The sequence below is a fragment of the Xanthomonas sp. NCPPB 3442 genome, assembly GCF_056725145.1.
Window position 1 is genome coordinate 3,525,409 of the sequence record NZ_CM161514.1, and the last position, 21,424, is coordinate 3,546,832.

Here is a 21,424-nt window from a genome sequence, read left to right on the forward strand (position 1 = left end):
GCGATTGCGGCCTTGCGCCATGCATGCGCGCCTGCGGCGACACACAAAGAAACGGGCAGCATGCGCTGCCCGTTTCCGCCTTTATCGTCTTACTCCGGAGCTGCATCGGATCGGTGACGATGCACTCGGTTCAACGCGCAGCTTATGCGGCGCTCTTCATCGCATGCTTGCGGTTGCGCATGACGTCATGGCAAGCGCGTACCTCAGGCAGCAGGCGCAGCGCGGCTTCGCGTGCAGCGGCCGGGGTGTCCTGGTCGGCGATGGTTTCGTCGAACGCCTTCAACAGACGGTCTTCGGACTCTTCCAACTCGGCCACATAGCCGTACTTGGTGTCGCCCAGGGTTGCGCGAACCTTGCCGTAGAACTGCTGCATGCTGCCCACCATGGTGCCGTGCTGTTCCGGGGTGCCACCGGCGGCGGCGACCACACTGCTCAGGCTGCTGACGATGTCGGTCTTGACGCCGGCGATGCGGCGGAACAGCGTCGCGAGCTCCGCGTCGCCCACCTTGGCCGCGGCTTCTTCGTAGAAGTCCTTGCCGTCGCGCGAGATGGCGATGAGGTCGTTGAGGCTATGCTCAGTTTTGCTCTGAATGCTCATGTGTGGCTCCTTGTTTGGATGGACCGACGCCGCGCGGTGCGATGACTGCGCGTGCGGCGGGTTGAGTCAATCGATGGGTTGATTGCAGTGCCGTCGCGTTGTGTACGGCCTCATCCTCGCGTCGCCCGCATAATCGATATGTGAGCGATGTGGGCATCGTCCTCACGCCATCATGCAGGCGATGAATTGCAATTCATCCATGCCAACAGCGGGTCAAGATCACTTCGGCTGGCGGCTAGCCCACATGTTGTCGACCAGATTCGGATACGGCCGCCCCGCCTCTTCGGCGCGCTGCTTGGCGGCTGCTTTTTGCGCATCGGTCAACGGTGTCGACTTCGCCTTGCCCTTGGGATTGGAGCGCTTCCACGGCGGTGGAGTGAACTCGTTCATGGCACTGTTCGGTCCGCTTGATGGAACGCGAAGTCTCGCCGGCGCCCCGTGAGATGGCTGTCGTGATGGCACATGGGCCGTGCGAATCGCTGCATGGCGGCGCAAGCTGCCACCGGAGCGAAACGGCGCCGCGGGCGCTTGACGCATCGCGGCACCGGCAGCTCAGCAATTCGTCAGCACCGCACGTTGCCGATGGCGTTCCTGCCACACCGCCGCTGCACAGACCAGCAACCCGCCGAGCGCGGTGGCCGCGCCGACGTAGCCGGTGGAGGTCCAACCCCAGCCTGCCGTGATCGCCATGCCACCCAGCCATGGACCCAATGCGTTGGCTGTATTGAACGCTGCATGATTGGACGCTGCGGCCAGGGTCTGCGCTTCTGCCGCCACGTCCATCAAGCGCGTCTGCAAGGCCGGCGCCAACGCCCCCATGGTGCCGACCGCCACGATCGAGACGAACACCCACACGCCTGACTGCGCTGCCAGCGGAAACGTCAACATCACCACCACCGACCACAGCAGCAACACCGGTACGGCGCGGAACTGCATGCGATCGAACAACCAACCGCCCAGGATGCTTCCCAGCACCCCGCCCACGCCGAATGCCACCATCGCCAACGGGATGCGCGCTGCGGTCACGCCGGTCACCGCAGTCAAGGTCGGCGCAAAGTAACTGAAGACGCAGAACATGCCGGAAAAACCCACCGCCCCGATCGCCAACGCCAGCCACACCTGCGGCTGATTGAACGCGCGCAATTCGCGCAGCGGCTGCTGGCGCGGCTCCTCCGGCTGCGGCGGCAACAGGACCGCCACAGCGGCGACCGTGCCCAGCGCAATCACCGACACCGACGCATAGGCCCAGCGCCAGCTCACGATTTGCCCCAGCCAGGTTGCCAGCGGGTTGCCCACCAGCAGCGCAACGCTCAGACCCAACAACACGCGCCCCACTGCAGTGGCACGTTGATTGGGCGGGCTGATCGATGCGGCCACCAGCGACGCGACGCCGAAGTAGGCGCCATGCGGCAGTCCGGCGATAAAGCGGCACAGCAGCATGGCGTGGTAGCTCGGTGCCAATGCGCTGGCCACGTTGCCCAGCGCATAGAACACCATCAACAGCAGCAACAAGGTGCGCCGTGGCCAGCGCGCGCCCAGGATCGCCAGCAAGGGCGCACCCACCACCACGCCCAACGCATACGCGCTGATGACGTGACCGACCTGCGGCTCGGTGATCTGCAGGCCCTGCGCAATCTGCGTCATCAGGCCCATGGTGGAGAATTCGCTGATGCCGATCGCAAAGCCGCCCATCGCCAGCGCAAGCAGGATCAGCACGTAATCGCGCCGGAACACGCATAGCGAAGAAAGGTCGGTATCGGTCATGCCCGACTCCAGAGTGGTGGGGCGGTCTATTATTGTGCAATGCAGCACGGCATGAAAGCGCGACACCAGGGGCGGTTCAGCGCCAGCGCCCACTCCATCACAGTTGCAGCGCATTCGACGCGACAGGGACGCTGTGTCCTATCTGCATCGCTCGAATCTGCTTGAGTCCGCCACCATCGCTACCGGGCACCGCGATCGGCGCGGCGTCGCGCCTGGCGCGTGATCAATTTCGACTGGTTGCTGATGTCCAAATCCACTCAATCCCCCTTGTTCTCGCCGGTGCGCCTGGGCGCGCTGGAGCTTGCCAACCGCGTGATCATGGCCCCGCTGACGCGCAACCGCGCGGTCGCCGGCCAGGTGCCCTCGCCGCTTGCCGCTGAGTATTACGGCCAGCGTGCCACCGCCGGCCTGATCGTGGCCGAAGGCACCCAGATCAGTCCGCTGGGCCAGGGTTACCTCGATACGCCCGGCATCTACACCAAGGAACAAATCGAGGGCTGGCGCGCCGTCACTGACGAAGTGCATCGCCGCGGCGGCAAGATCGTGCTGCAGCTGTGGCACGTTGGCCGCGTCTCGCACACCAGTGTGCTGCCGCCGGGCGAAGTGCCGGTTGCGCCCAGCGCCATTCGCGCCGAAGGCAAGACCTTCACCAAGAACGGATTCGAGGACGTGTCCGAGCCGCGCGCGCTGGCATTGGATGAAATCCCCGGCTTGATCGAGGACTACCGCATCGCGGCGCGCAACGCGATCGATGCCGGCTTCGACGGCGTGGAAGTGCATGCGGCCAACGGCTATTTGTTGGACCAGTTCCTGCGCGACAGCTCCAACCAGCGCACCGATGCCTACGGTGGCGATATCGAAAACCGTACCCGCCTGCTTGCCGAAGTGGTGCAGGCGATTGCCGATGAAATCGGCGCCGAGCGCACCGGCGTGCGCTTGTCGCCGGTGACCCCGGTGTACGGCGCGCACGACTCCGACCCGCAGCCGCTGTTCGAACGTGCGGTCGAGCGCCTGAACCTGATCGGCGGGCTGGCCTTCGTGCACGTGATCGAGGGCGCCACCGGCGGCCCGCGCGACAACATCGCCTTCGACTATGCCGCGCTGCGCGCCAAGTTCGACGGCGCCTGGATCGCCAACAACGGCTACGACCGCGGCATGTCCGAACAGGCCATCAGCAGCGGCTACGCCGATGCGATCGCCTATGGCCGCCCGTTCATCGCCAATCCGGACCTGGTGCGTCGCCTGCGCGAGAACGCGCCGCTGGCCGAGATCGACCAGGCCACCATGTACGGCGGCGGTGCCAAGGGTTACACCGACTACCCCGCTTTGCCAGAGTAATCGCCTGATCAGCCGCTGACCACGCGACCGCACCTGCCGGCTGGCACGGTGCGGTTGCCGTGGGTGACGCCGATGCACTGCATGCCTGCTGTTGGCCGATAAGCAGCGACCGGTCTTGCATGCGCGCCGCTGGCCATGCGGCCGCTCGGTGATTGCCAGGCGGACCGCTGCCGGCATCCTGCGCATCGCCTGCGCGCACCTGGTCGTGCGTTATTGGCATCGAGTTTTTTGCCGGTTGCCATGCGCGCCCGACACTCGTCACCCTGCATCATCTGATCCGCAACGCCACCCCATCACCACACGTGATTTCGCAGCGGCGCATGCGCGCTAACCGTCGCGATTGCCAGTACGCCAACGCTGCCGATGATGCAGCTATCTCATTGCCAAGGCTCTCGCGCATGCGACAGGGCTGCATGGTGGCGGCGGTGTATCCGCGCGATTAGCGCAACGGGCCTGCACTGCCCATCCGCAGGTGCGCTGCGCATTGGGGCGAGCGCGCGCCGGCTTCCGCCAACGCACACTGCCGCGCCACGGGGTCACCGCGCTTACGCCTTGCGCAGGAAACAGGTCTTCAACACCAGGCCCTTGATCTTTTCCGAGTTGCCCTCGATGTGCTCGGCATCGTCTTCGACCAGGCGAATGTTGCGGATCACCGTGCCCTGCTTGAGCGGGATCGAAGAGCCCTTGACCTTGAGATCCTTGATCACGGTCACCGTGTCGCCGGCCTGCAGCACGTTGCCGTTGCTGTCGCGCACCACCGTCGTGTCTGCCGCGGCATCGCCTGCGCTCCATTCGAAGCCGCAGTCGGCGCAGATCGACATCGCGCCATCGGCATAGGTATTTTCCAGTCCGCATTGCGGACAGGCGGGGACGGTAGGCATGCAATTCCTTGATCGAAGCGGGCGTGGATTGTAGCCGCCCGGGTGCGCGATCACGCACCCGGCACGGGGATGGGGCGATAGTGCGGCGCTTGTCGAATGCCCCGCAGGTCGCGCGTGTCCAATCAGCCAGTGTCCACTCCCCCGCGCACAACGCCGCCCTCCCCTCACACCCAACAAAGCGACCCCGCCGCCAGCGACAATGGCCCAGGCAAGCCCAAGGGTTCGCACGTGGTGGTGTACGTGGCACTGGCGGGCAATCTGGCCATTGCCGTGGCCAAGTTCATCGCCGCCGGCATTTCCGGCAGCTCGGCCATGCTCAGCGAAGGCGTGCATTCGCTGGTGGACACCGTCAACGAAGTGCTGCTGCTGTATGGCTTGCGCCGCGCTGCGCAGCCGCCCACCCCGACCCATCCGTTCGGTTACGGGCGCGAGCTGTATTTCTGGAGTTTCATCGTCGCCCTGCTGGTCTTCGCGATGGGTGCAGGCGTGTCGCTGTACGAAGGCATCGTGCATTTACGCAACCCCGAGCCGGCCAAGAGCCACCTGATTGCCTACTGCGTGCTCGGCGTATCGATCGTGTTCGAAGGCATTTCATGGGTGGTGGCGGTGCGCGAATTTCGCTCCAAGAAAGGCCGCATGGGCTATTTCCAGGCATTTCGCCAGAGCAAGGACCCCACCACCTTCACCGTGTTGCTGGAAGACAGCGCTGCGTTGATCGGCCTGCTGATGGCGCTGCTCGGCCTGGCCGGTGCGCAATTGTTCGACATGCCCGAACTCGACGGCATCGCCTCGATCGGCATTGCCGGCGTGCTGGCGTTTACCGCGTTCCTGTTGGCGCGCGAAACCAAGGGCCTGCTGATCGGCGAGCCGGCGCATGCGCATGTTACCGACTCGCTGCTGCGCATCGCCGCCAGCGACCCGGACGTGCGTGCGGCCAATGGCGTGCTCACCATGCAAATGGGCCCCAACCAGGTGGTGGCGGCGTTGAGCGCCGAGTTCGAAGACAGCCGCACCACACCGCAGATCGAGGCCTGCGTCGGGCGGATCGAAGCCGCTGCCAAGCAGCAACATCCCGAGCTCACCGCACTGTTCATCAAGCCGCAGACCCCGGAAACCTGGCGTGCACGGCGTGCGCAGATCGAGAGCGGAGCAGCGCCGGACTGAGGGAGACCGAAGCGTGCGGCATGCAGATGTCGTGAAGCATGCCCGTGGGTCACCGCGTCGCTGCGCGTTGGTCCATTGCGCGCTGCAGACGGTCGGCCCAACGCACTCCACGCTCCACTCCGTCTTCGCGCTGAGGCAGCCGGCGCGAGCCTGGTCGTGGAGGTCGTGCCGCCAAGCTGATCCCCGCCTCAACCGCAAACCTGGCTGCGGTTGCATGATCCGGTGCGATTGCCTACGGTGTGCGTGCGGCACCTCTTCGCATCGTGAATCAGCCGATGCATTCCCCTCGATCACCCATTCATGGAGGTTTCCAATGGAAATCAGCCAGGGTCGCGTTGCGACCATCCACTACACCCTTTCCGACGACAACGGCCAAGTGCTTGACCGCTCCACGCCCGATACTCCGCTGAGTTATCTGCATGGCGCCGGCAACATCGTGCCCGGCCTGGAGCAGGCACTGGAAGGCAAGCGGCTGGGCGATACGCTCACCGCCGACGTCGTGCCCGAACAGGGCTATGGCCCGCGCCACGAGCAGCTCATCCAGCAGGTGCCGCGCGATGCGTTTCCGACCGATGTCGACGTGGTACCCGGCGTGCAGTTCGAGGCGCGCACGCAGCAAGGCCCGGTCCTGGTCACCGTGACCGCGGTTGGCCCCGATCAGGTCACCGTGGACGGCAACCACCCGCTCGCCGGGCAAACCCTGCACTTCGCGGTCGAGGTGGTGGCAGTGCGCGAGGCCACCACGCAGGAATTGAACGACGGTCACGTGGCCGAGCTGGCCGCCTGACCCGGCGCGCGCCGCGCGCCCTCCTGGCTGCGGCGCGGGCCAGTGCGCAACACAGCGCTCGCGCTGGGCCATGGCGTCACCGACGCTGCCGATCTCGACGGCAGGTGCGGCGGGCGTAGTAAAGTGCGCGGCCCGCTCCCAGGCCTGTCTGCATGAAACTCGGCATCGACTTCGGTACCAGCAACTCCGCCGCCGCGGCGATCGTCGATGGGCAAGTGGTGCCGGTGCGCTTCGGCGAGGCCTTGCAGTTCCGCACCACGGTGTATTTTCCCGAGATCATGCGCGACCCGGACGATTTCAGCCTGACGCCAGCGCTGGAGTACGAGGTTGAGCGGCTCATTGACTCGGGCCGCCGCGATGCATTGGCCGCCGGCCGCACCCCCAACACCGACCGCCTGCGCCGCGATGCGATCCGCATCGTGCGGCGGCAGTGGATGGAAGAGCAGGTGCGTGAGCCACGCAGTTCCGCCGCCCTGCTGCAAAACGCCGTCTACGGCGACGAAGCGCTGGATGCGTATTTTCTCGAAGGCGAAGGCAGCCTGGTGCAAAGCCCCAAGTCGATGCTGGGCTACAACCTGCATCCGCGCGCACGCCAGACCATTACCGGCATCGCCACCCATGTGCTGGAACACATCCGGCTGACTGCCTCGCGCCAGTTCGACATCAACATCCGTCACGCCACGCTGGGCCGGCCGGTGCAATTTCGCAGTTCGATCGGTGAGGCCGGCAATGCGCAGGCGCTGGAGATCCTGCAGACCGCCGCGATCGCCGCCGGTTTCGACGGCGTGGACTTTCTCGAAGAACCTGCAGCGGCGGCGATGCATTACCACGTCAGCCATGACAGCCGCCACGACACCGTGGTGGTGGATATCGGCGGCGGCACCACCGACATTGCCCATGCCAGCGTCGGCGGCAGCGCTGCGCCGCAGGTACACCGTGCCTGGGGCATCGCGCGTGGCGGCACCGATATCGATCTGGCGTTGAGCCTGGCGGCCTACATGCCCCTGTTCGGCCGCGGCATCACGCGCGTGCCCACCCACCATTACGTGGAGGCGGCGATGGTGCAAGACATGACGCGACAGCGCGAATTCCGCCTGCACAAGTACCAGGACGTGCCCGCCCCCTTCGACAAGCGTCTGCAGGCCTTGCAGGACACCGGCAACACCGCGCGCCTGTACCGCGGCGTGGAAGCCTGCAAGATCACGCTCAGCGAGCTGGATCGGCACCAGGCCGCGCTCGACTTCATCGAGCGCGGCCTGGGCGTGGAGGTGCAGGCCGATGCGTTGGTTGCGTCCGCTTCCAGCTATCTGGGCGAACTGGCAGGCCTGCTGGCACAGGTGCGCGCCGACATGGCCGCCGCACCGACGACGGTGTTCCTCACCGGCGGCATGTCGCGGGCGGGCTACATCCGCGAGACCGTGGCCGCTGCGTTCCCCGAATCGCGCCTGGTGCATGGCGATCCGTCATTCGGTGTGGTCCAGGGATTGGCCTGGGCTGCCGCGCAGGTAGTCCACTCGTCGGACGATTAACACGCGCTGCAACGTCATCCCCTATAATGCGCGGTTGCTGCTCGACGCCCCGTCGTCTTGCCTGCAACGGCACGTACACCGTGCCGCCGCGACGGCGCACCGAACGCCGCCGCACTCTCGACACCGCTTCCGCGCGCGCCACCCTAGCCGCACGCGGTGTCACCGCACTTCCCCGCTACAGGAGGCCACATGGCACGTCCCGCGACCAAGCAGAAATCCCAGCCCAGCATCGCTCGCAGCGAAGGTAAGTCGCAGCCGCTCAGTCGTGAGCGCATCGCTGCCGACATCGCCGCGTTCCGCAAGACCGGCGGCCGGATCGAAGTGCTCACCACCAACTTCGGCCCGGCGCGCAACGACGGCGACAAGAGCGCCTAACGCCACCAACACCGCGGCAGGTTTGCAATGCATGTTGCCGCGAAGTTGGATTGTTGTATCAACGTGCCACCGCAAGGTGGCATGTTTGTGTCTGGCGTCCGCCGATGTCATTCATACGCATCGCGCAGGACTGCAACTCCAATGCGACCTCGTGTCGCTTCTGGCGATGACCCGCACAATGACTTCGCACAGGCCGCCGATGCGTGGCAACCGAACGCTGCGGACGCGTCGGCGCCTTGCACTGCATCCGCGCAAAAACTCCAGGCGTGTACCCACGACTCCATCCGCATGCGCGCGTAGGCATGCATTGAACGCATGCAATCTGCCGCACTTCTGCGTTCGCAGACGAGCATGCATTCACTCTGCACACCGACAGCGCAGAGTTGGCCCGCTACAATGGATTCCCCTTTGATTCTGCACGCCGTGATGCCTGCCTCCGATGCGTTGCCCGCCATGATCCGCAGCCTGTTGCCCCATTGGAATCCCGAATGGCTGGCGATTGCGGTACCGACGGTCAAGATCGTGCTGATCCTGGCAGTTGCCGCGTTGGTCCGCCTGCTGCTCCGGCAGTTGCTGCGGCGGCTGTGCACGCGTTACAGCGTGCCCGCCGAAATGATGATCGGCATCCGCCGCGTCGGCAGCTTCGTCATTTCGGTCAGTGCCTTGCTGATGGTGCTACGGGTCATCGGCGTCTCGGGCGGCACGTTGTGGACCGCATTCACCGGGTTCGCAGCCGTCGGCGCAGTGGCGTTCTTCGCTGCATGGAGCGTGCTGTCCAATATCTTCTGCACATTCCTGATCATCACCACGCGGCCATTTCGCCTGCACGATCACATCGAGGTTCTCGAAGGCGGCGACAAGCCCGGCTTGAAGGGACGTGTGATCGATATCAACGTGATCTACACCACGCTGGAAGAAACCGGCGAGCGTGCCGGCAGCGTACTGCAAGTTCCCAACAGCCTGTTTTTCCAGCGCACGACGCGTCGCTGGCGCGAGACCGGCAGCTTCAACGCCAACTAGGCGCAAGGCCAAGACGCGGTACTGCGGCGAGTTCGCCAGTGGCAGAACCCATACACGGCGATATCGGCAAGCGGCAACCTTCGACGACCGCAGTAGGCTCCACTGCGGCGCACGCTTGCGATAGCGGCGCCGTCTGCGGGGATTGCAGTCGCGGTCGCATCGCGGGCATGACCCATCAGCCACTCAACGCAGCTGACTGTCCTTGCTGCCGCGACGGTTGTAGCCGCTTTGCCCAGCCTGCTCCAGGTCATGCGCCTCTTGGCAGTGCACGCACAAGTGCACGCCGGGCACCGCCTTGCGGCGCGCCTCGGGAATCGGTGCCTCGCACTCTTCGCAGTGCGTCAGGCTCGGGCCGTGATGCAACTGACTCCGCGCGCGCTTGATCGCATCGTCGACAGTGGCATCGATCTGGTCCTGTACCGCTCCATCACCCGCCCATCCGGTCGCCATGATCGCCATACCTCGCTGGTCTGGACACATATATGGTCACTCGCGCAGGCAAATCCAAGCCGCGTGTGCACAGTACGCTCAAGCTGGTTGAACTAGCATCAAATCAACGCCGCCGGCCGCCGCGCGCGGCAGTGACCAGTACTCCGCCATCCGCACCCACGAAGGAACAGCAATGGAACAGCCCGTCCACCCGTTTTCCGAACTCTTCGCCCAGCTTGGCCTGCCGTCCGACGAAGCCAGCATTCGCAGCTTCATTGCCGAGCACTCCCCGCTGCCGGGCGATATGCGCCTGGAAGAAGCGCCGTTCTGGACGCCTGCCCAATCCCAGCTATTGCGTGAAGAACGCCTCGACGATGCCGACTGGATCGTGACCATCGATCAGCTCAATATCGCCCTGCATACCACTGCCGACGATACCGGCGTTTGAGCCAGGCACGCACTCACGTGCGCCACGCTTGAGATCGCCTGCAGCTGACATGCTTGCCAGCGCATTGGTGAAAAAAAAGGAGCGGCCAATGGGCCGCTCCTTTGCATCGCAGGCAGGACCGCGGGCAGCCACGCGCGTGCCCGGCCGTGCAACCTGCGTCAGGTCACTTTCTTGGCAATCGTCATGCCCAGCACGAACAGCACGATGGCGATGATGATGCCCGCCCAGAACAGGAATTTGGCGATACCCATCGCCGCGCCGGCCATGCCGCCGAAGCCCAGCGCACCGGCGATCAAGCCGATAATTGCGAAAATGATGGCCCACTTGATCATGATGTTGTCTCCTCATCGGCACCGTGCCGTTGTTCGATCGTGTGCTTGCGGCGCAGCGCCGCAGAACATGCACCGCACGCTACCGATTCGAATGTGCCGCACTCGTGAATACGCCTGACACACACTGCAATACACGCGTTGCATTCAGAGAGTAAGCGCCGTGTCCACGCGAGCGCACGCGCCCGTGGAGGGATCATCGCAGCTGCGCGCGGGGCCGTCCTTGCACGACGAAACACCACATGCGCATGGCATCGTGCAAGCCGCACTGGGCGCAACAGATGCACGCGCTTGCCACGTCGACTCTCAGCGCGCATGCGCGACTGGTTCGTAGTCACGCATCTGCACGGATGGATTGGTCAGTGGCCGACACATCGGCGATCATGCGCCTCTGCCCGCGACAGATCGCCATGGACACTCTTCGCTACCTCACCGGCTACCCGCCCGCCGTTCTGGATCAGGTGCGCGAGCTGATCGCACAGGACAAGCTCGCCACCGTACTGGCGCGACGCTACCCCGACCGGCACGCGATCCGCACCGATCGCCATCTCTACGAGTACGTCAAGGCGATGAAAGAGCGCTACATGCGCTCATCGCCGACCCTGCACAAGGCGACGTACGACAATCATCTGCACGTGGTCAAGCACGCCCTGGGCACGCATACGGCGATCTCCCGCGTGCACGGCGGCCGCCTGAAGGCCAGCCGCGAGATCCGCATCGCATCGGTGTTTCGCGACGCGCCGGAGCCGTTCTTGCAGATGATCGTGGCGCACGAACTGGCGCACCTGAAGGAGGCCGATCACAACAAGGCCTTCTACCAGCTCTGCAACCACATAACCCCGGACTACCATCAGCTGGAATTCGATCTGCGCCTGTATCTGACGCAATTAGCCCTGTCTGCCGATCGCTGAGCGTGCAGGACACGCGCAGGACTTGGCGCGGCTGACCGAACCACTGCGCTCACCGACAGGCGGGCGCGCACGCCATCGGTGCCCGGAATCGGCAAGTCTCCTTCGCACACTCTCGTACACTGCAGTTCCGAGCGCGCCGCCCACCTCCACCTGACGACCGCTCGCCACGTGGTGTTGGCCACTTTAGGATGCGCGCATGCAGCCCTCCTCTTTTGCAGACCTCACCCGCGCGGCGCAACGCCAGCAACCCGGCGCGATCAACGCGCTGGCCCAGGCGCTGGTGCGTGCCGGCCAACCGGAAGAAGCGCTTGTCTGGTATTTGCGCAGCGCGGCCGCCGGCGATGCGCTGGCGCAGGTCGAAGCCGGGCGCATGCGGGCCTATGGCGTCGGTTGCGAGGTGGACGTCGGTCAGGCGCGTGCGCACTGGGAGCTGGCCGAGCGGCAGGGCGCGGCAGCAGCACGCTATTTGCTGGCGACCCTGGCTGTGGGAGAGCAGCCGCTGGCCCTGGCCGGCACTGCGCAGGATCGACTGCAGTCGGCAGCCAATGCCGACTACCCGCCAGCACTACGCGCCATCGCCATCCAGCACGGGCGTGTGGCGCATCCGGAGCGGCAACGGCAGTGCGTCGCCTTGCTGGAACGCGCGGCGGCCGGCGGCGATGCCGTGTCGGCCGCCCTGTTGGCCGAGCGCCTGCTGCGCGGCGAAGGCGTGCCGCCCCAGCCCGATGCCGCTGCACAGCTCTTGCAGCAGTTGCAGCCCCTGGGCATGACCGCGCTACCGCCGGTGGACGTCGCGCCGCCGGACCCCGCGGACGACACCGCCGGTCACCGCATCGCATTCGCGCCGCGTGTTGGCCCGGTGCGACGCCACACAGCCCCACGCATCGAAGAATATGCCGCAGTCCTGTCGGCCGACGAATGCCGCTTGCTCATGCTGCTGGCGCGACCGCATCTGCGTGCCTCGAAGGTGATCGATCCCAACGATGCCAGCACCGGGCGCGCGCCGATCCGCACCAGCCACGGCGCGACATTGGACCCCATCATCGAGGACTTCGCCGCGCGTGCCGCACAGGCGCGGTTGGCGGCCTGCGCGCAGCTCCCGCTCGCCCACGCAGAACCGCTCTCGGTGTTGTGTTACGCACCGGGCGAGCAGTACCGCGCGCACCGTGACTACCTGCCGCCCGGAACGATCGCCGCCGACCGCCCCACCGCCGGCAACCGCCAGCGCACCGTCTGCGTCTATCTCAACGACGTCGGCGCCGGTGGCGAGACCGAATTCCCGGTCGCCGGCGTTCGCGTGCGGCCACGTCCCGGCACACTGGTCTGCTTCGACAACCTGCATGCCGATGGCCGCCCGGACGCCGATTCGCTGCACGCCGGCCTGCCGGTCACGGCAGGCAGCAAATGGTTGGGGACGCTGTGGTTCCGCCAGCAACGCTACCGGGATTGGTGAACAGATTCATACACACCCCCCTGCCGACGTGGTTTAAAATGTTGCAGCGCGACGTGATCGGACAGGATCTGCAAACGTCGCGTTTTTTGTTTCCCACGGCACGGGTGCACGCCCGGCTTCAGGGAAGGCACATCACGCAGCCCCGCGGAGCCTTCGATGCTTTTCGAAACCCTCGATACCACCGGCCACGAGCAGGTGATTTTCTGTCACAACCGCGACGCCGGGCTCAAGGCGATCATCGCCCTGCACAGCACGCGCCTTGGGCCAGCGTTGGGTGGCGTGCGGATGCGCCCCTATGCCAGTAGCGAGGCGGCACTCAACGACGCGCTGCGGCTGAGCCGCACCATGACCTACAAGAACGCCCTGGCCGGCCTGAATGTCGGCGGCGGCAAGGCGGTCATCATCGGCGACCCTCGGACCGACAAGACCGAAGCGCTGTTCCGCGCGTTCGGCCGGTTCGTCGATACCCTCGGCGGGCGCTACATCACCTCCGAGGACGTCGGCACGGACGTCAATGACATGGAGCAGATCTACCTGGAAAGCGAGTACGTCACCGGTGTGCACCAGGTGCACCGCGGCTCCGGCGACCCTGCCCCGTTCACGGCCTACGGCGCCCTGCAGGCACTGATGGCCTCGCTCAACCGCAAGCTCGGCCACGAAGAAGTCGGCAAGGCCAGCATTGCGATCCAGGGGCTGGGCCATATCGGCATGGAGTTGGTGAAGCTGCTCAAGGAGCGCGGCGCAAAACTCTATGTGGCCGACCTGAATCAGGCGCTGGTGGACCGCGCAGTGGCCGAATACGGCGCAGAAGCGGTGCGCCCGGATGAAATCCATCAGGTATCGGCCGACGTATTTGCTCCCTGCGCGCTGGAAGGCGCCATCAACGAAGACACGCTGCCGCAGCTCAAGGCCAAGATCATCTGCGGCACCGCCAACAACCAGCTTGCCAGCGCCGCCATCGGCGAAGAGCTGCACCGGCGCGGCATTTTGTATGCACCCGATTACGTGGTGAATGCCGGTGGGGTGATGAATGTGTCGCTGGAGATCGACGGCTACAACCGTGAGCGTGCGATGCGGCTGATCCGCAGCATCTATCACAACCTGGAAAAGGTCTTCGATCTATCCACGCAGCTGGACGTCTCGCCGCAGCAGGCGGCCGATCAGATTGCCGAAGCGCGCATTGAGGCCATCAGCAAACTCAAGCTGCCGCTGGGTCGTACTGCGCCGCGCTTCCTGCACAAACTACGCGGCGAGTAACTGGCAACAGATAGATTGGGCGTAGCGATCAGCGCAGTACGAGATTGCCGCTGAAAACGCCACGCCCGGGCATTGCGCCCGGGCGTCATGCACGCCGATCAGAAATCGGCGCTGTACTTCAGGCTAAACGCACGGTCGTCGCCGCGCTCGCCCACCCGCTGGTCGTAACCGAAACGCAGCTGGCTCTGCTGGCCAAGCGGTGCTGCAGCGGTGATGCCGAACAGACCCTCCGAACGTGCGGGCTGCATGCCACGCAGCGGTGCCCACGCATCCACCCCCACGAAGCTGGCATCTAGCGTCAAGCCATCGCTGCTCAGCGCCTGCTGCCATTCCGCATAGCCGCCCAGCTGGATACCGCGCCAGCGATACGCCGATCGCACACCGGCAAGCGCCTGCGTGCGCGATGACGTACTCGCGTCGGCACGCAAGCCGAAGCCATCGCCGCCGCTTTCGCGGAAACCGTCGCTGCGCAAACGCACGTAATCCAGGCCCATATACGGCGTCAGGCTTGCATGCGCGCCACCCAGGCGGTACCCGGTTTCCAGATTGCTGCTGAGGTAACTGCCGCTGTAGTCGCTGAAGGCGCTGCTGCGGTCTTCGCCCAGCTGCAGGGTGCGCTCGATCTGCCGATTGACGTTGCCAAAGCCCACTTGGCCCAGCGTGTACGCAGCGCCCAATGTCGTGCCCCAATACAGCTGCGCCTGCACCTGACGATCGCGCCCGCGTGCCCCATCCAGGTCGCCCAGACTACTGGAGCGCGTTTCGCCGAACGCAAAACCGGTGACCGCACCGGAAGCCAGACGCACATCGTTGCCCATCATCCAGCCGGAGGTGGCAAAGCCCGAAGTGGTTGCACCGCCCTCGCCCGGCCCGCCGAGTGCCCGTTGCCAGTTGCCCAACAGACGCGGCTGTTGCGAGAGCCCATCGAAATGCGCTGCCAGCGCGCGGCGACTCAGATCGATGGTGTCGAAGGTCATCGCCGCAGAGTCGGCATGCGCACGGCCGGACAGGCTGCGCAGCGAATCCGCCGCGGCCTTGGCGGTTGGCGATTGTTGCAAGGCAGCTGCAGCGCGAATGAAGCCGCCGCTGAGCGCACCATTGCCCTGGAACTGCTGCGCATCGACCTGCTGGAACGCCTGCTCGACGCGGATGGCCGAATCCATCGACGCGGTGCCGATCGCGCCCAGCGACGCAGCGACCGCGGTGACATCCATGCGCTGCAGCGACACATACGCGGTGTTGGCGTCGTAGCTGCGCGTGGCGCTCAGAAAGGTCACCGCCGGCCCGCTGCTCAGCGTGTCGAATGTGCCTTGCAAACCATTGGTCGCCTGCAGCACCGCGTAGGTCGTGTTGTTGGCGACGTAGTCGCGCCGACCGAGCAATTGCAGGTCGCCGGCGATGGTCGCCGTGCCCGCGACATTCAACCGGTCACCCACATTCAGTGCCAGGCGACCATTGCTGGCCTGCGTGTAGTTGCCGGCAATGGAGGCGGTCGCGCCGTTGACCTGCAAGGTCCCGGCGTTGTCGACCCGACCACCGATGTTGCCCGCAACAACCAGGCGCGCGCCATTGGCGACGCTCACCCGCGCACTCTGCAAACTGGCGGTCTGCAAGGTGCCGCCAAGGACCTGGGTGTCGCCGCTGAAGGTATTGGCCGTGCTGCTCAATACCAAGGTGCCGGTGCCGCGCTTGGTCAGGCCGCCGGTGCCACTGATGTCGTTGGCCCAAGTCGAACGCAAGGTCGTGACAGTGACATCCACCGTGCCCCAATCGAAGCGTGCCGGCCCCAATACTGCCTTGCCGACGTTGAGCAGGCCGTAGCCGAAGACCGGATCCACGCCAGCAGCCCCCAAGTCGGTGGCGGTTCCCAGCAAGGTCTGGCGCACCAGATCATTGTTGAAATACGGAAATGCCTGCCACACCAGCGCAGCCGCACCGGAGACCAGCGGCGCTGCGAACGAGGTGCCGCTGCCGTAGAAATAACGGATGTTGCCGGCAGTGGCGTCCGGGTCGATGAACAGCGAAGTGCCTGGCGCGACCAGGCAGTAGCGCATCGCCACACCACAGGCGTTGGAGTACGACGCCAGTTGCGTCGGGTTGGCGGTATCCAGCGCGCCGACCACCAACCAACCGCGCTCCAGATCGGCCGCCGGTAGCGTCCCGTTCGGGCCAGGCTGACTGGGCAGCGCCGCCGTATCGGAGGGCTGCGAGCGCGATTCATTGCCCGACGCGAACACCACCAGCCCATCGTTGCTGAGGATGAAAGGGCGGTACTCCTGGGCAATCTGATTGGTCACCGTCGGGTCGTTCCAATACAGGCCGCCCCACGAATTGTTCATGATGCGCACACCGGCACTGATCAGATCGGCATGCACCGGCCCCAGACCGAGCGGTCCATCGACCTCGTTGCCGTCGCCGCTGCCGTCATCGTCCGGCGCACGGTCGCTGATGATGCGCGCAGACACCAGGCCCGCACCCGGCGCGATGCCGCCGGGCCATTGCCCGACCGCACGCCCGGCGGCCAGCTCGGCCACCACGGTCCCGTGCCCAACCACATCGCCCACTGCGGTGTTGTTGGTGCGTGGATCCACATAGATGAAGCTGTCGCTGACGCGTCCCTGCAACGCCGGATGATTGGCATTGATGCCGGTATCGATGACACCGATGCGGTACCCCGCGCCGGTAAAGCCAAGCGCCTGAGCCGCACGCGCGTTGGTCAGCGCCAGATGCGCATCGATCGCCGGCTCCGGCGTCGTTGGCGTTGTCACCGGTGGCGGCGGTGATGTTGGCGGCGGAGGCGGTGGTGGCGAGGTCACCGGCGGTGCGGCCGGGGTGCTTGGACGGATACCACCTCCGCCACCACCACCGCCACACGCGGTCAACGCAACCGCCAGCGCCGAGGCCAGCACGGTCCTGGCGACGTCTTGCTTCTTCATTGGTGTTCTCCCCGAACCCATTCCATGGATGGGGCCCAATCGGGCCCGAATAACGCTTTGCTTACTTTAATCGGAAAGCGTGCGCGTGGGGCGCGTGCTGGCGCGGCGCCGCCATGAGGCAGATAATCGTTTCACTTTAAACGGTATCTGCTCATGTCCGACATCGTCATCGTTGCTGCCAAACGTACTGCCATCGGCTCGTTCCTCGGCCAATTCAACGCGGTGCCGGCACCCACGCTTGCCGCGGCTGCCATCCGGGGGGCGCTCGCGCAATCGGGTATCGCGCCTGCCGATATTTCCGAAGTCATCGTCGGCTGTGTGCTGCCGGCCAATCTCGGCCAGGCACCTGCGCGCCAGGCCGCGATTGCCGCAGGCATTCCTACCTCGACCGGCGCCACCACCATCAACAAGGTGTGCGGCTCGGGCATGAAGGCGATCATGTTGGGACACGACCTGATCAGGGCCGGCTCGGCCAGCATCGTGGTGGCCGGCGGCATGGAGTCGATGAGCAATGCCCCGCATCTGCTGCCCAACTCGCGCACCGGCAACCGCTACGGCAATTTCCAGGCGGTCGATCACATGGCCTGGGACGGCCTGACCAACCCGTATGACGGCCAGGCCATGGGCGTATTCGGCGAAGCCACTGCGGAGAAGCTCGGCTTCAGCCGCGCCGACCAGGATGCGTTCGCGATCGCCTCGGTGGAGCGCGCGCAGGCGGCGCAGCGCAGCGGCGCGTTTGCCGACGAAATCGTGCCGGTGACGGTCGCCACGCGCAAGGGCGAAGTCGTCGTGGACAGCGATGAGCAGCCGGGCAAATCCGACGTGGCCAAGATTCCGACGTTGAAGCCAGCCTTCAAGAAGGACGGCAGCGTGACCGCGGCCAGTTCCTCGAGCATTTCCGATGGCGCGGCAATCACCGTACTGATGAGCGCGGACGATGCGCAACGCCGCGGCGTGACGCCGATGGCGCGCATCGTCGGCCATGTCACCCACTCGCAGGAGCCGGAATGGTTCACCACCGCACCGGTCGCTGCGATTCAATCGCTGCTCGGCAAGCTCGGCTGGCAATTGGACGATGTGGACCTTTTCGAAATCAACGAAGCCTTCGCCGTCGTGGCGATGGCGCCAATCAAGCAACTTGGCATCGCGCACGGCAAGGTCAATGTGCATGGCGGCGCCTGCGCACTGGGCCATCCGATCGGCGCATCCGGCGCGCGTTTGGTGGTGACATTGGTGAACGCGTTGCGCAGCCGCGGAGGCAAGCGCGGAATCGCAACGCTATGCATCGGCGGCGGCGAAGCGACCGCCATCGCTATCGAATTGATTTAATTATCTTTAACGGCGATTTTGCAAAACTGAATGCGCGTGCGCTTGACACTCGTCTTGTGGCCGTCATCATGTCGGGGGCGCGCAATAGCGCGTTGCCTAATCTAACGACGAGGATTGAAACAATGACCATCAACAAGCTGCTGATCGCAATGGCTCTGGGCCTGGCCCTGACCGCTTGCTCGAAGCCGGAACAGGCTCAGGACGCTGCTGCTTCGGCTAACGAAGCTGCTGCCGACGCTCAGACCGCTGCCGACCAGGCTGCTGCCTCGGGCTCGCAGTCGGCTGACGCCGCTCAGGCTGCTGCCAACACCGCTGCTGCTTCGGCCGACACCGCTGCTGACGCTGCTCAGGCTGCTTCCGGCGCCGCGACCGACGCTGCTGCTGACCAGGCTGCCGACGCTGCCAAGACGGCTGAAGACACCGCCAAGGCTGCTAAGGACACCGCAGAAGAAGCCAAGAAGTAATCACTTCTTGACTCCAAGCGAGTTCGGAAAAAGCCGCTGGTTTCCAGCGGCTTTTTCTTTGCCTGCGGTGCAAGCCTTGCACGCCGTACCTGCCGGCAAGACCACCGACAACCTGCACGATTGCGTCTGTCTCCCCGGCGGCTGAATGGCCAGCCACGCATTGACGCAGACTGCATCGCCTCCTACATAAGCTCCGGCTTCCAACACCGGAACAGGAACAGGACCACCCATGAAGACGATCCGCATGCTGTCGTTGAGCGCCATCGCCGCCCTCACCCTTGCTGCCTGTCAGGGCCCGGATGCCGAGCAGGCGCGCCGCGATGCCGCTTCTGCCGCCAAGCACGCCGCCGCCGCGACCGAACAGGCCGCCGACCGTGCGGCAGTGGAAGCGAAGGCCGCAACTGCCGATGCACGCGTGGCTGCGCGCGAGTTGGCCGCAGACGCCAGCCGTGCCACCGCCAATGCGGCCGATGCCACTGCCGACAAGACGCGCGAAATGGCCAACAAGGCCGAACAGAATGCCGACAAGCACGACGCCGACCACGCGCAGCACTGAGTCCGTCCCCCCCTTTCGCAGCACCCGCAACGCGCCGGCCATGTGCCGGCGCGCTTGTCTCGGCCGACGGATGGCTCGTGTTGTCGAGGCCGGCAGGCTAGCATTCGCATATGTCCTCTTCTTTTACGTCGCGCCGGCGCAACCAGCTGGCGCTGATTTTTTCTGCGCTGATCTTCGTCGTCATCGGAATCGGCATCTTCGTCGGTGCCCGCCGTTCGCTGGCCGACGCTGCGCTGGTGTCGCACACCCACGAGGTGATCGGGCGGGTGGACGAGATCCAGGCGCGCGTGCTCGATGCCGAATCGGCGCAGCGCGGCTTCCTGCTTACCGGCAACGACGCCTACCTGCTGGACTACCAGACCAGTGTCGAACGTCTGCCGATCCTGCTGGACAACCTGCGCCGCCTGATCGTCGACAACCCCGCACAGGAGCAGCACCTGGCGCAGTTGCAACGGCTGGTGGAAACCCGCCTGCGGCAGATTCAGCACGTGCTCGACCTCTATGCACAAGGTGGGCTGGAGGCGGCACGTGCCGACATCCGGCAGAGCGCATTCCGCACCACCAGCGCCATCCGCGAGCAGGCATTGACGATGGTGCAGCGCGAACAGGAGCTGCTGGCACAACGCGCGCGAAGCAGCGAACAAAGCGCCAACCTGTTGCTGGCACTGGCATTGGCCGGCATTCCGTTCGGGCTGTTGGTGGTGGGCATGGTCTATGCGCTGTTGATGCGCGAACTGCGCCACCGCGCGCAGGCCGAACAGCTGGCGGCTCAGGCCAATCGCGAGTTGGGCAAGAGCATCGAGGCACTGCAGCGCAGTACCGCCGATCTCAACCTGCTCAGCCGTTACACCGGCCTGCTGCAGAGCTGCATCAGTGCCGAAGAAGCGTTGATGGTCAGCAGCCGTACCCTGGCCGGCCTGCTGCCGGGCGTGGCGGGAAGCGTGTACCTGCTGCGCGCCTCGCAGGACCGCGCCGAGGCGATCAGCCACTGGGGCGAGCCGCTGGTGCGCAGCGCGCCGCATCTGTCGCCCGAGCAGTGCTGGGCGCTGCGCCGCGGCCAGCCGCATATCGTCCAAGACCTGGGCCGGGATGCGCTGTGTGCGCATATCGAAGAACCCGCACACGATGCGTCCGTCACCACCGCGTGCCTGCCGATGTCGGCGCAAGGCACCCAGCTCGGGTTTCTGTTCCTGTCTGCCGCCGGCCCGGGGCCGATGCCGCGGCTGGAAATCGCCGAGGCGGCCGCCGAACAGTTGTCGTTGGCGCTGAGCAACCTGCGCTTGCGCGAGTCGCTGCGCCGGCAGTCGATCCGCGATGCGCTGACGGGGCTGTATAACCGCCGCTATCTGGAAGAATCGCTGAGCCACGAGTTGGCGCGGTGCGCACGGCGTGGTCTGCCGTTGTCGGTCTTGATGCTGGACGTGGACCATTTCAAGCAGTTCAACGACAGCCAGGGCCATGCCGGCGGCGACCTGTTGCTGGCAGCGGTGGGCGAATTGCTGCTGACCCGCCTGCGCGCCGAGGATGTGGCATGCCGCTACGGCGGTGAGGAATTCACCGTCCTTCTGCCCGAAGCCGATGGCGAAGAAGCCATGCGCGTGGCCGAGCAGATTCGCAGTTACATCGCCGCGCTGGCGGTCAGCGACGGTGCGCGCGCCTTGCCGAAGGTGACTGCCTCGATCGGCGTGGCCAGCTTCCCTGCCGATGGCGAACAGGGTGCGAGCCTGATCCAGAAAGCCGACGCAGCGCTGTATCGTGCCAAGCATGCTGGGCGCAACCGGGTCGAGCGATACGGTGCTGCTACAGACAGTGCGGACTGAAGGCAGCTGACAAGGCCACGGCGGGCAGCCAGGCGC

Annotated in this window: 21 protein-coding genes and 1 other RNA gene; 15 read left to right on the forward strand and 7 right to left on the reverse strand. The window is 65.4% G+C overall.

From position 1 onward, the window contains the following. Positions 1–142: 142 nt before the first annotated feature. From AC1POX_RS15235 to AC1POX_RS15245, 3 genes are all read right to left on the reverse strand, one after another. Entirely contained in the window at positions 143–598 is a 456-nt protein-coding gene (locus AC1POX_RS15235) for a PA2169 family four-helix-bundle protein (protein WP_014089716.1), read from the reverse strand. A gap of 219 nt (positions 599–817) precedes the next feature. Further along, complete coding sequence (locus AC1POX_RS15240; RefSeq protein ID WP_014089715.1) at positions 818–988, reverse strand: hypothetical protein; 171 nt, start codon at positions 986–988, stop codon at positions 818–820. 162 nt (positions 989–1,150) lie between these two features. Then, positions 1,151–2,362, reverse strand: coding sequence for an MFS transporter (locus tag AC1POX_RS15245; protein ID WP_372356350.1), 1,212 nt, complete (start codon positions 2,360–2,362; stop codon positions 1,151–1,153). 219 nt (positions 2,363–2,581) lie between these two features. Here AC1POX_RS15245 and AC1POX_RS15250 point away from each other — a divergent pair, with 219 nt between their 5' ends. Further along, entirely contained in the window at positions 2,582–3,700 is a 1,119-nt protein-coding gene (locus tag AC1POX_RS15250; protein WP_031421809.1) for an alkene reductase, read from the forward strand. A 545-nt stretch (positions 3,701–4,245) separates the two neighbouring features. On the opposite strand, the gene AC1POX_RS15255 is transcribed toward AC1POX_RS15250, so the two are convergent. After that, complete coding sequence (locus tag AC1POX_RS15255; RefSeq protein ID WP_011346848.1) at positions 4,246–4,581, reverse strand: zinc ribbon domain-containing protein YjdM; 336 nt, start codon at positions 4,579–4,581, stop codon at positions 4,246–4,248. Between the two features lie 114 nt (positions 4,582–4,695). Here AC1POX_RS15255 and AC1POX_RS15260 point away from each other — a divergent pair, with 114 nt between their 5' ends. The 5 genes from AC1POX_RS15260 to AC1POX_RS15280 all read left to right on the forward strand — a co-directional run bounded on the left by AC1POX_RS15260 (position 4,696) and on the right by AC1POX_RS15280 (position 9,456). After that, entirely contained in the window at positions 4,696–5,745 is a 1,050-nt protein-coding gene (locus AC1POX_RS15260; RefSeq protein WP_071117412.1) for a cation diffusion facilitator family transporter, read from the forward strand. Positions 5,746–6,058: 313 nt separating this feature from the next. Next, positions 6,059–6,532, forward strand: coding sequence for an FKBP-type peptidyl-prolyl cis-trans isomerase (locus AC1POX_RS15265; protein WP_014089711.1), 474 nt, complete (start codon positions 6,059–6,061; stop codon positions 6,530–6,532). Between the two features lie 152 nt (positions 6,533–6,684). After that, positions 6,685–8,061 carry an Hsp70 family protein gene (locus AC1POX_RS15270; RefSeq protein ID WP_372356351.1) on the forward strand — a complete coding sequence of 459 codons (1,377 nt, stop codon included), beginning with the start codon at positions 6,685–6,687 and terminating at the stop codon, positions 8,059–8,061. Positions 8,062–8,250: 189 nt separating this feature from the next. Then, positions 8,251–8,436 (forward strand): hypothetical protein, encoded by a 186-nt coding sequence (locus AC1POX_RS15275; protein WP_008578219.1) that lies wholly within the window; start codon positions 8,251–8,253, stop codon positions 8,434–8,436. A 426-nt stretch (positions 8,437–8,862) separates the two neighbouring features. Further along, on the forward strand, positions 8,863–9,456 hold the full coding sequence (locus AC1POX_RS15280) for a mechanosensitive ion channel family protein (RefSeq protein WP_029818992.1): 594 nt from the start codon (positions 8,863–8,865) through the stop codon (positions 9,454–9,456). Positions 9,457–9,639: 183 nt separating this feature from the next. Here AC1POX_RS15280 and AC1POX_RS15285 read toward each other — a convergent pair whose 3' ends face one another. Beyond that, positions 9,640–9,906 (reverse strand): DksA/TraR family C4-type zinc finger protein, encoded by a 267-nt coding sequence (locus AC1POX_RS15285; RefSeq protein ID WP_011346842.1) that lies wholly within the window; start codon positions 9,904–9,906, stop codon positions 9,640–9,642. A gap of 172 nt (positions 9,907–10,078) precedes the next feature. On the opposite strand from AC1POX_RS15285, the gene AC1POX_RS15290 reads away from it, so the two are divergent. Beyond that, positions 10,079–10,333, forward strand: coding sequence for a DUF2789 domain-containing protein (locus AC1POX_RS15290; protein WP_008578215.1), 255 nt, complete (start codon positions 10,079–10,081; stop codon positions 10,331–10,333). Positions 10,334–10,491: 158 nt separating this feature from the next. Here AC1POX_RS15290 and AC1POX_RS15295 read toward each other — a convergent pair whose 3' ends face one another. Then, positions 10,492–10,665 carry a DUF1328 domain-containing protein gene (locus tag AC1POX_RS15295; RefSeq protein ID WP_003489471.1) on the reverse strand — a complete coding sequence of 58 codons (174 nt, stop codon included), beginning with the start codon at positions 10,663–10,665 and terminating at the stop codon, positions 10,492–10,494. Positions 10,666–11,045: 380 nt separating this feature from the next. Between AC1POX_RS15295 and AC1POX_RS15300 the strand changes: the two genes are divergently transcribed. The 4 genes from AC1POX_RS15300 to AC1POX_RS15315 all read left to right on the forward strand — a co-directional run bounded on the left by AC1POX_RS15300 (position 11,046) and on the right by AC1POX_RS15315 (position 14,283). Further along, positions 11,046–11,573 carry a YgjP-like metallopeptidase domain-containing protein gene (locus AC1POX_RS15300; RefSeq protein ID WP_372357183.1) on the forward strand — a complete coding sequence of 176 codons (528 nt, stop codon included), beginning with the start codon at positions 11,046–11,048 and terminating at the stop codon, positions 11,571–11,573. 102 nt (positions 11,574–11,675) lie between these two features. Continuing rightward, positions 11,676–11,753: non-coding RNA, sX9 sRNA (locus AC1POX_RS15305), on the forward strand. Positions 11,754–11,769: 16 nt separating this feature from the next. Further along, on the forward strand, positions 11,770–13,026 hold the full coding sequence (locus AC1POX_RS15310) for a 2OG-Fe(II) oxygenase (protein WP_372356352.1): 1,257 nt from the start codon (positions 11,770–11,772) through the stop codon (positions 13,024–13,026). A gap of 156 nt (positions 13,027–13,182) precedes the next feature. Further along, positions 13,183–14,283 carry a Glu/Leu/Phe/Val dehydrogenase dimerization domain-containing protein gene (locus AC1POX_RS15315; RefSeq protein WP_005924809.1) on the forward strand — a complete coding sequence of 367 codons (1,101 nt, stop codon included), beginning with the start codon at positions 13,183–13,185 and terminating at the stop codon, positions 14,281–14,283. Between the two features lie 98 nt (positions 14,284–14,381). Here AC1POX_RS15315 and AC1POX_RS15320 read toward each other — a convergent pair whose 3' ends face one another. Continuing rightward, entirely contained in the window at positions 14,382–17,219 is a 2,838-nt protein-coding gene (locus AC1POX_RS15320) for a S8 family serine peptidase (protein ID WP_372356353.1), read from the reverse strand. Between the two features lie 153 nt (positions 17,220–17,372). Here AC1POX_RS15320 and AC1POX_RS15325 point away from each other — a divergent pair, with 153 nt between their 5' ends. The 4 genes from AC1POX_RS15325 (at position 17,373) to AC1POX_RS15340 (ending at position 21,388) form a co-directional block, all read left to right on the forward strand. Then, positions 17,373–18,548 (forward strand): thiolase family protein, encoded by a 1,176-nt coding sequence (locus AC1POX_RS15325; RefSeq protein ID WP_372356354.1) that lies wholly within the window; start codon positions 17,373–17,375, stop codon positions 18,546–18,548. Between the two features lie 122 nt (positions 18,549–18,670). Then, entirely contained in the window at positions 18,671–19,012 is a 342-nt protein-coding gene (locus AC1POX_RS15330; RefSeq protein WP_003489455.1) for a hypothetical protein, read from the forward strand. Between the two features lie 229 nt (positions 19,013–19,241). Continuing rightward, positions 19,242–19,568 (forward strand): XAC1346 family secretion chaperone, encoded by a 327-nt coding sequence (locus tag AC1POX_RS15335; protein ID WP_011346837.1) that lies wholly within the window; start codon positions 19,242–19,244, stop codon positions 19,566–19,568. A 110-nt stretch (positions 19,569–19,678) separates the two neighbouring features. After that, positions 19,679–21,388 carry a diguanylate cyclase gene (locus AC1POX_RS15340; RefSeq protein ID WP_338334538.1) on the forward strand — a complete coding sequence of 570 codons (1,710 nt, stop codon included), beginning with the start codon at positions 19,679–19,681 and terminating at the stop codon, positions 21,386–21,388. Positions 21,389–21,424: the final 36 nt, after the last annotated feature.

What these genes read in the sequence shown, in the direction of transcription:
- AC1POX_RS15235 (WP_014089716.1), bottom strand. Translation starts at nt 598, where the DNA reads ATGAGCATTCAGAGCAAAACTGAGCATAGCCTCAACGACCTCATCGCC.
- AC1POX_RS15325 (WP_372356354.1), top strand. Translation starts at nt 17,373, where the DNA reads ATGTCCGACATCGTCATCGTTGCTGCCAAACGTACTGCCATCGGCTCG.
- AC1POX_RS15330 (WP_003489455.1), top strand. Translation starts at nt 18,671, where the DNA reads ATGACCATCAACAAGCTGCTGATCGCAATGGCTCTGGGCCTGGCCCTG.
- AC1POX_RS15245 (WP_372356350.1), bottom strand. Translation starts at nt 2,362, where the DNA reads ATGACCGATACCGACCTTTCTTCGCTATGCGTGTTCCGGCGCGATTAC.
- AC1POX_RS15265 (WP_014089711.1), top strand. Translation starts at nt 6,059, where the DNA reads ATGGAAATCAGCCAGGGTCGCGTTGCGACCATCCACTACACCCTTTCC.
- AC1POX_RS15285 (WP_011346842.1), bottom strand. Translation starts at nt 9,906, where the DNA reads ATGGCGACCGGATGGGCGGGTGATGGAGCGGTACAGGACCAGATCGAT.
- AC1POX_RS15240 (WP_014089715.1), bottom strand. Translation starts at nt 988, where the DNA reads ATGAACGAGTTCACTCCACCGCCGTGGAAGCGCTCCAATCCCAAGGGC.
- AC1POX_RS15300 (WP_372357183.1), top strand. Translation starts at nt 11,046, where the DNA reads ATGCGCCTCTGCCCGCGACAGATCGCCATGGACACTCTTCGCTACCTC.
- AC1POX_RS15315 (WP_005924809.1), top strand. Translation starts at nt 13,183, where the DNA reads ATGCTTTTCGAAACCCTCGATACCACCGGCCACGAGCAGGTGATTTTC.
- AC1POX_RS15320 (WP_372356353.1), bottom strand. Translation starts at nt 17,219, where the DNA reads ATGAAGAAGCAAGACGTCGCCAGGACCGTGCTGGCCTCGGCGCTGGCG.
- AC1POX_RS15280 (WP_029818992.1), top strand. Translation starts at nt 8,863, where the DNA reads ATGCCTGCCTCCGATGCGTTGCCCGCCATGATCCGCAGCCTGTTGCCC.
- AC1POX_RS15335 (WP_011346837.1), top strand. Translation starts at nt 19,242, where the DNA reads ATGAAGACGATCCGCATGCTGTCGTTGAGCGCCATCGCCGCCCTCACC.
- AC1POX_RS15270 (WP_372356351.1), top strand. Translation starts at nt 6,685, where the DNA reads ATGAAACTCGGCATCGACTTCGGTACCAGCAACTCCGCCGCCGCGGCG.
- AC1POX_RS15290 (WP_008578215.1), top strand. Translation starts at nt 10,079, where the DNA reads ATGGAACAGCCCGTCCACCCGTTTTCCGAACTCTTCGCCCAGCTTGGC.
- AC1POX_RS15340 (WP_338334538.1), top strand. Translation starts at nt 19,679, where the DNA reads ATGTCCTCTTCTTTTACGTCGCGCCGGCGCAACCAGCTGGCGCTGATT.
- AC1POX_RS15310 (WP_372356352.1), top strand. Translation starts at nt 11,770, where the DNA reads ATGCAGCCCTCCTCTTTTGCAGACCTCACCCGCGCGGCGCAACGCCAG.
- AC1POX_RS15295 (WP_003489471.1), bottom strand. Translation starts at nt 10,665, where the DNA reads ATGATCAAGTGGGCCATCATTTTCGCAATTATCGGCTTGATCGCCGGT.
- AC1POX_RS15255 (WP_011346848.1), bottom strand. Translation starts at nt 4,581, where the DNA reads ATGCCTACCGTCCCCGCCTGTCCGCAATGCGGACTGGAAAATACCTAT.
- AC1POX_RS15275 (WP_008578219.1), top strand. Translation starts at nt 8,251, where the DNA reads ATGGCACGTCCCGCGACCAAGCAGAAATCCCAGCCCAGCATCGCTCGC.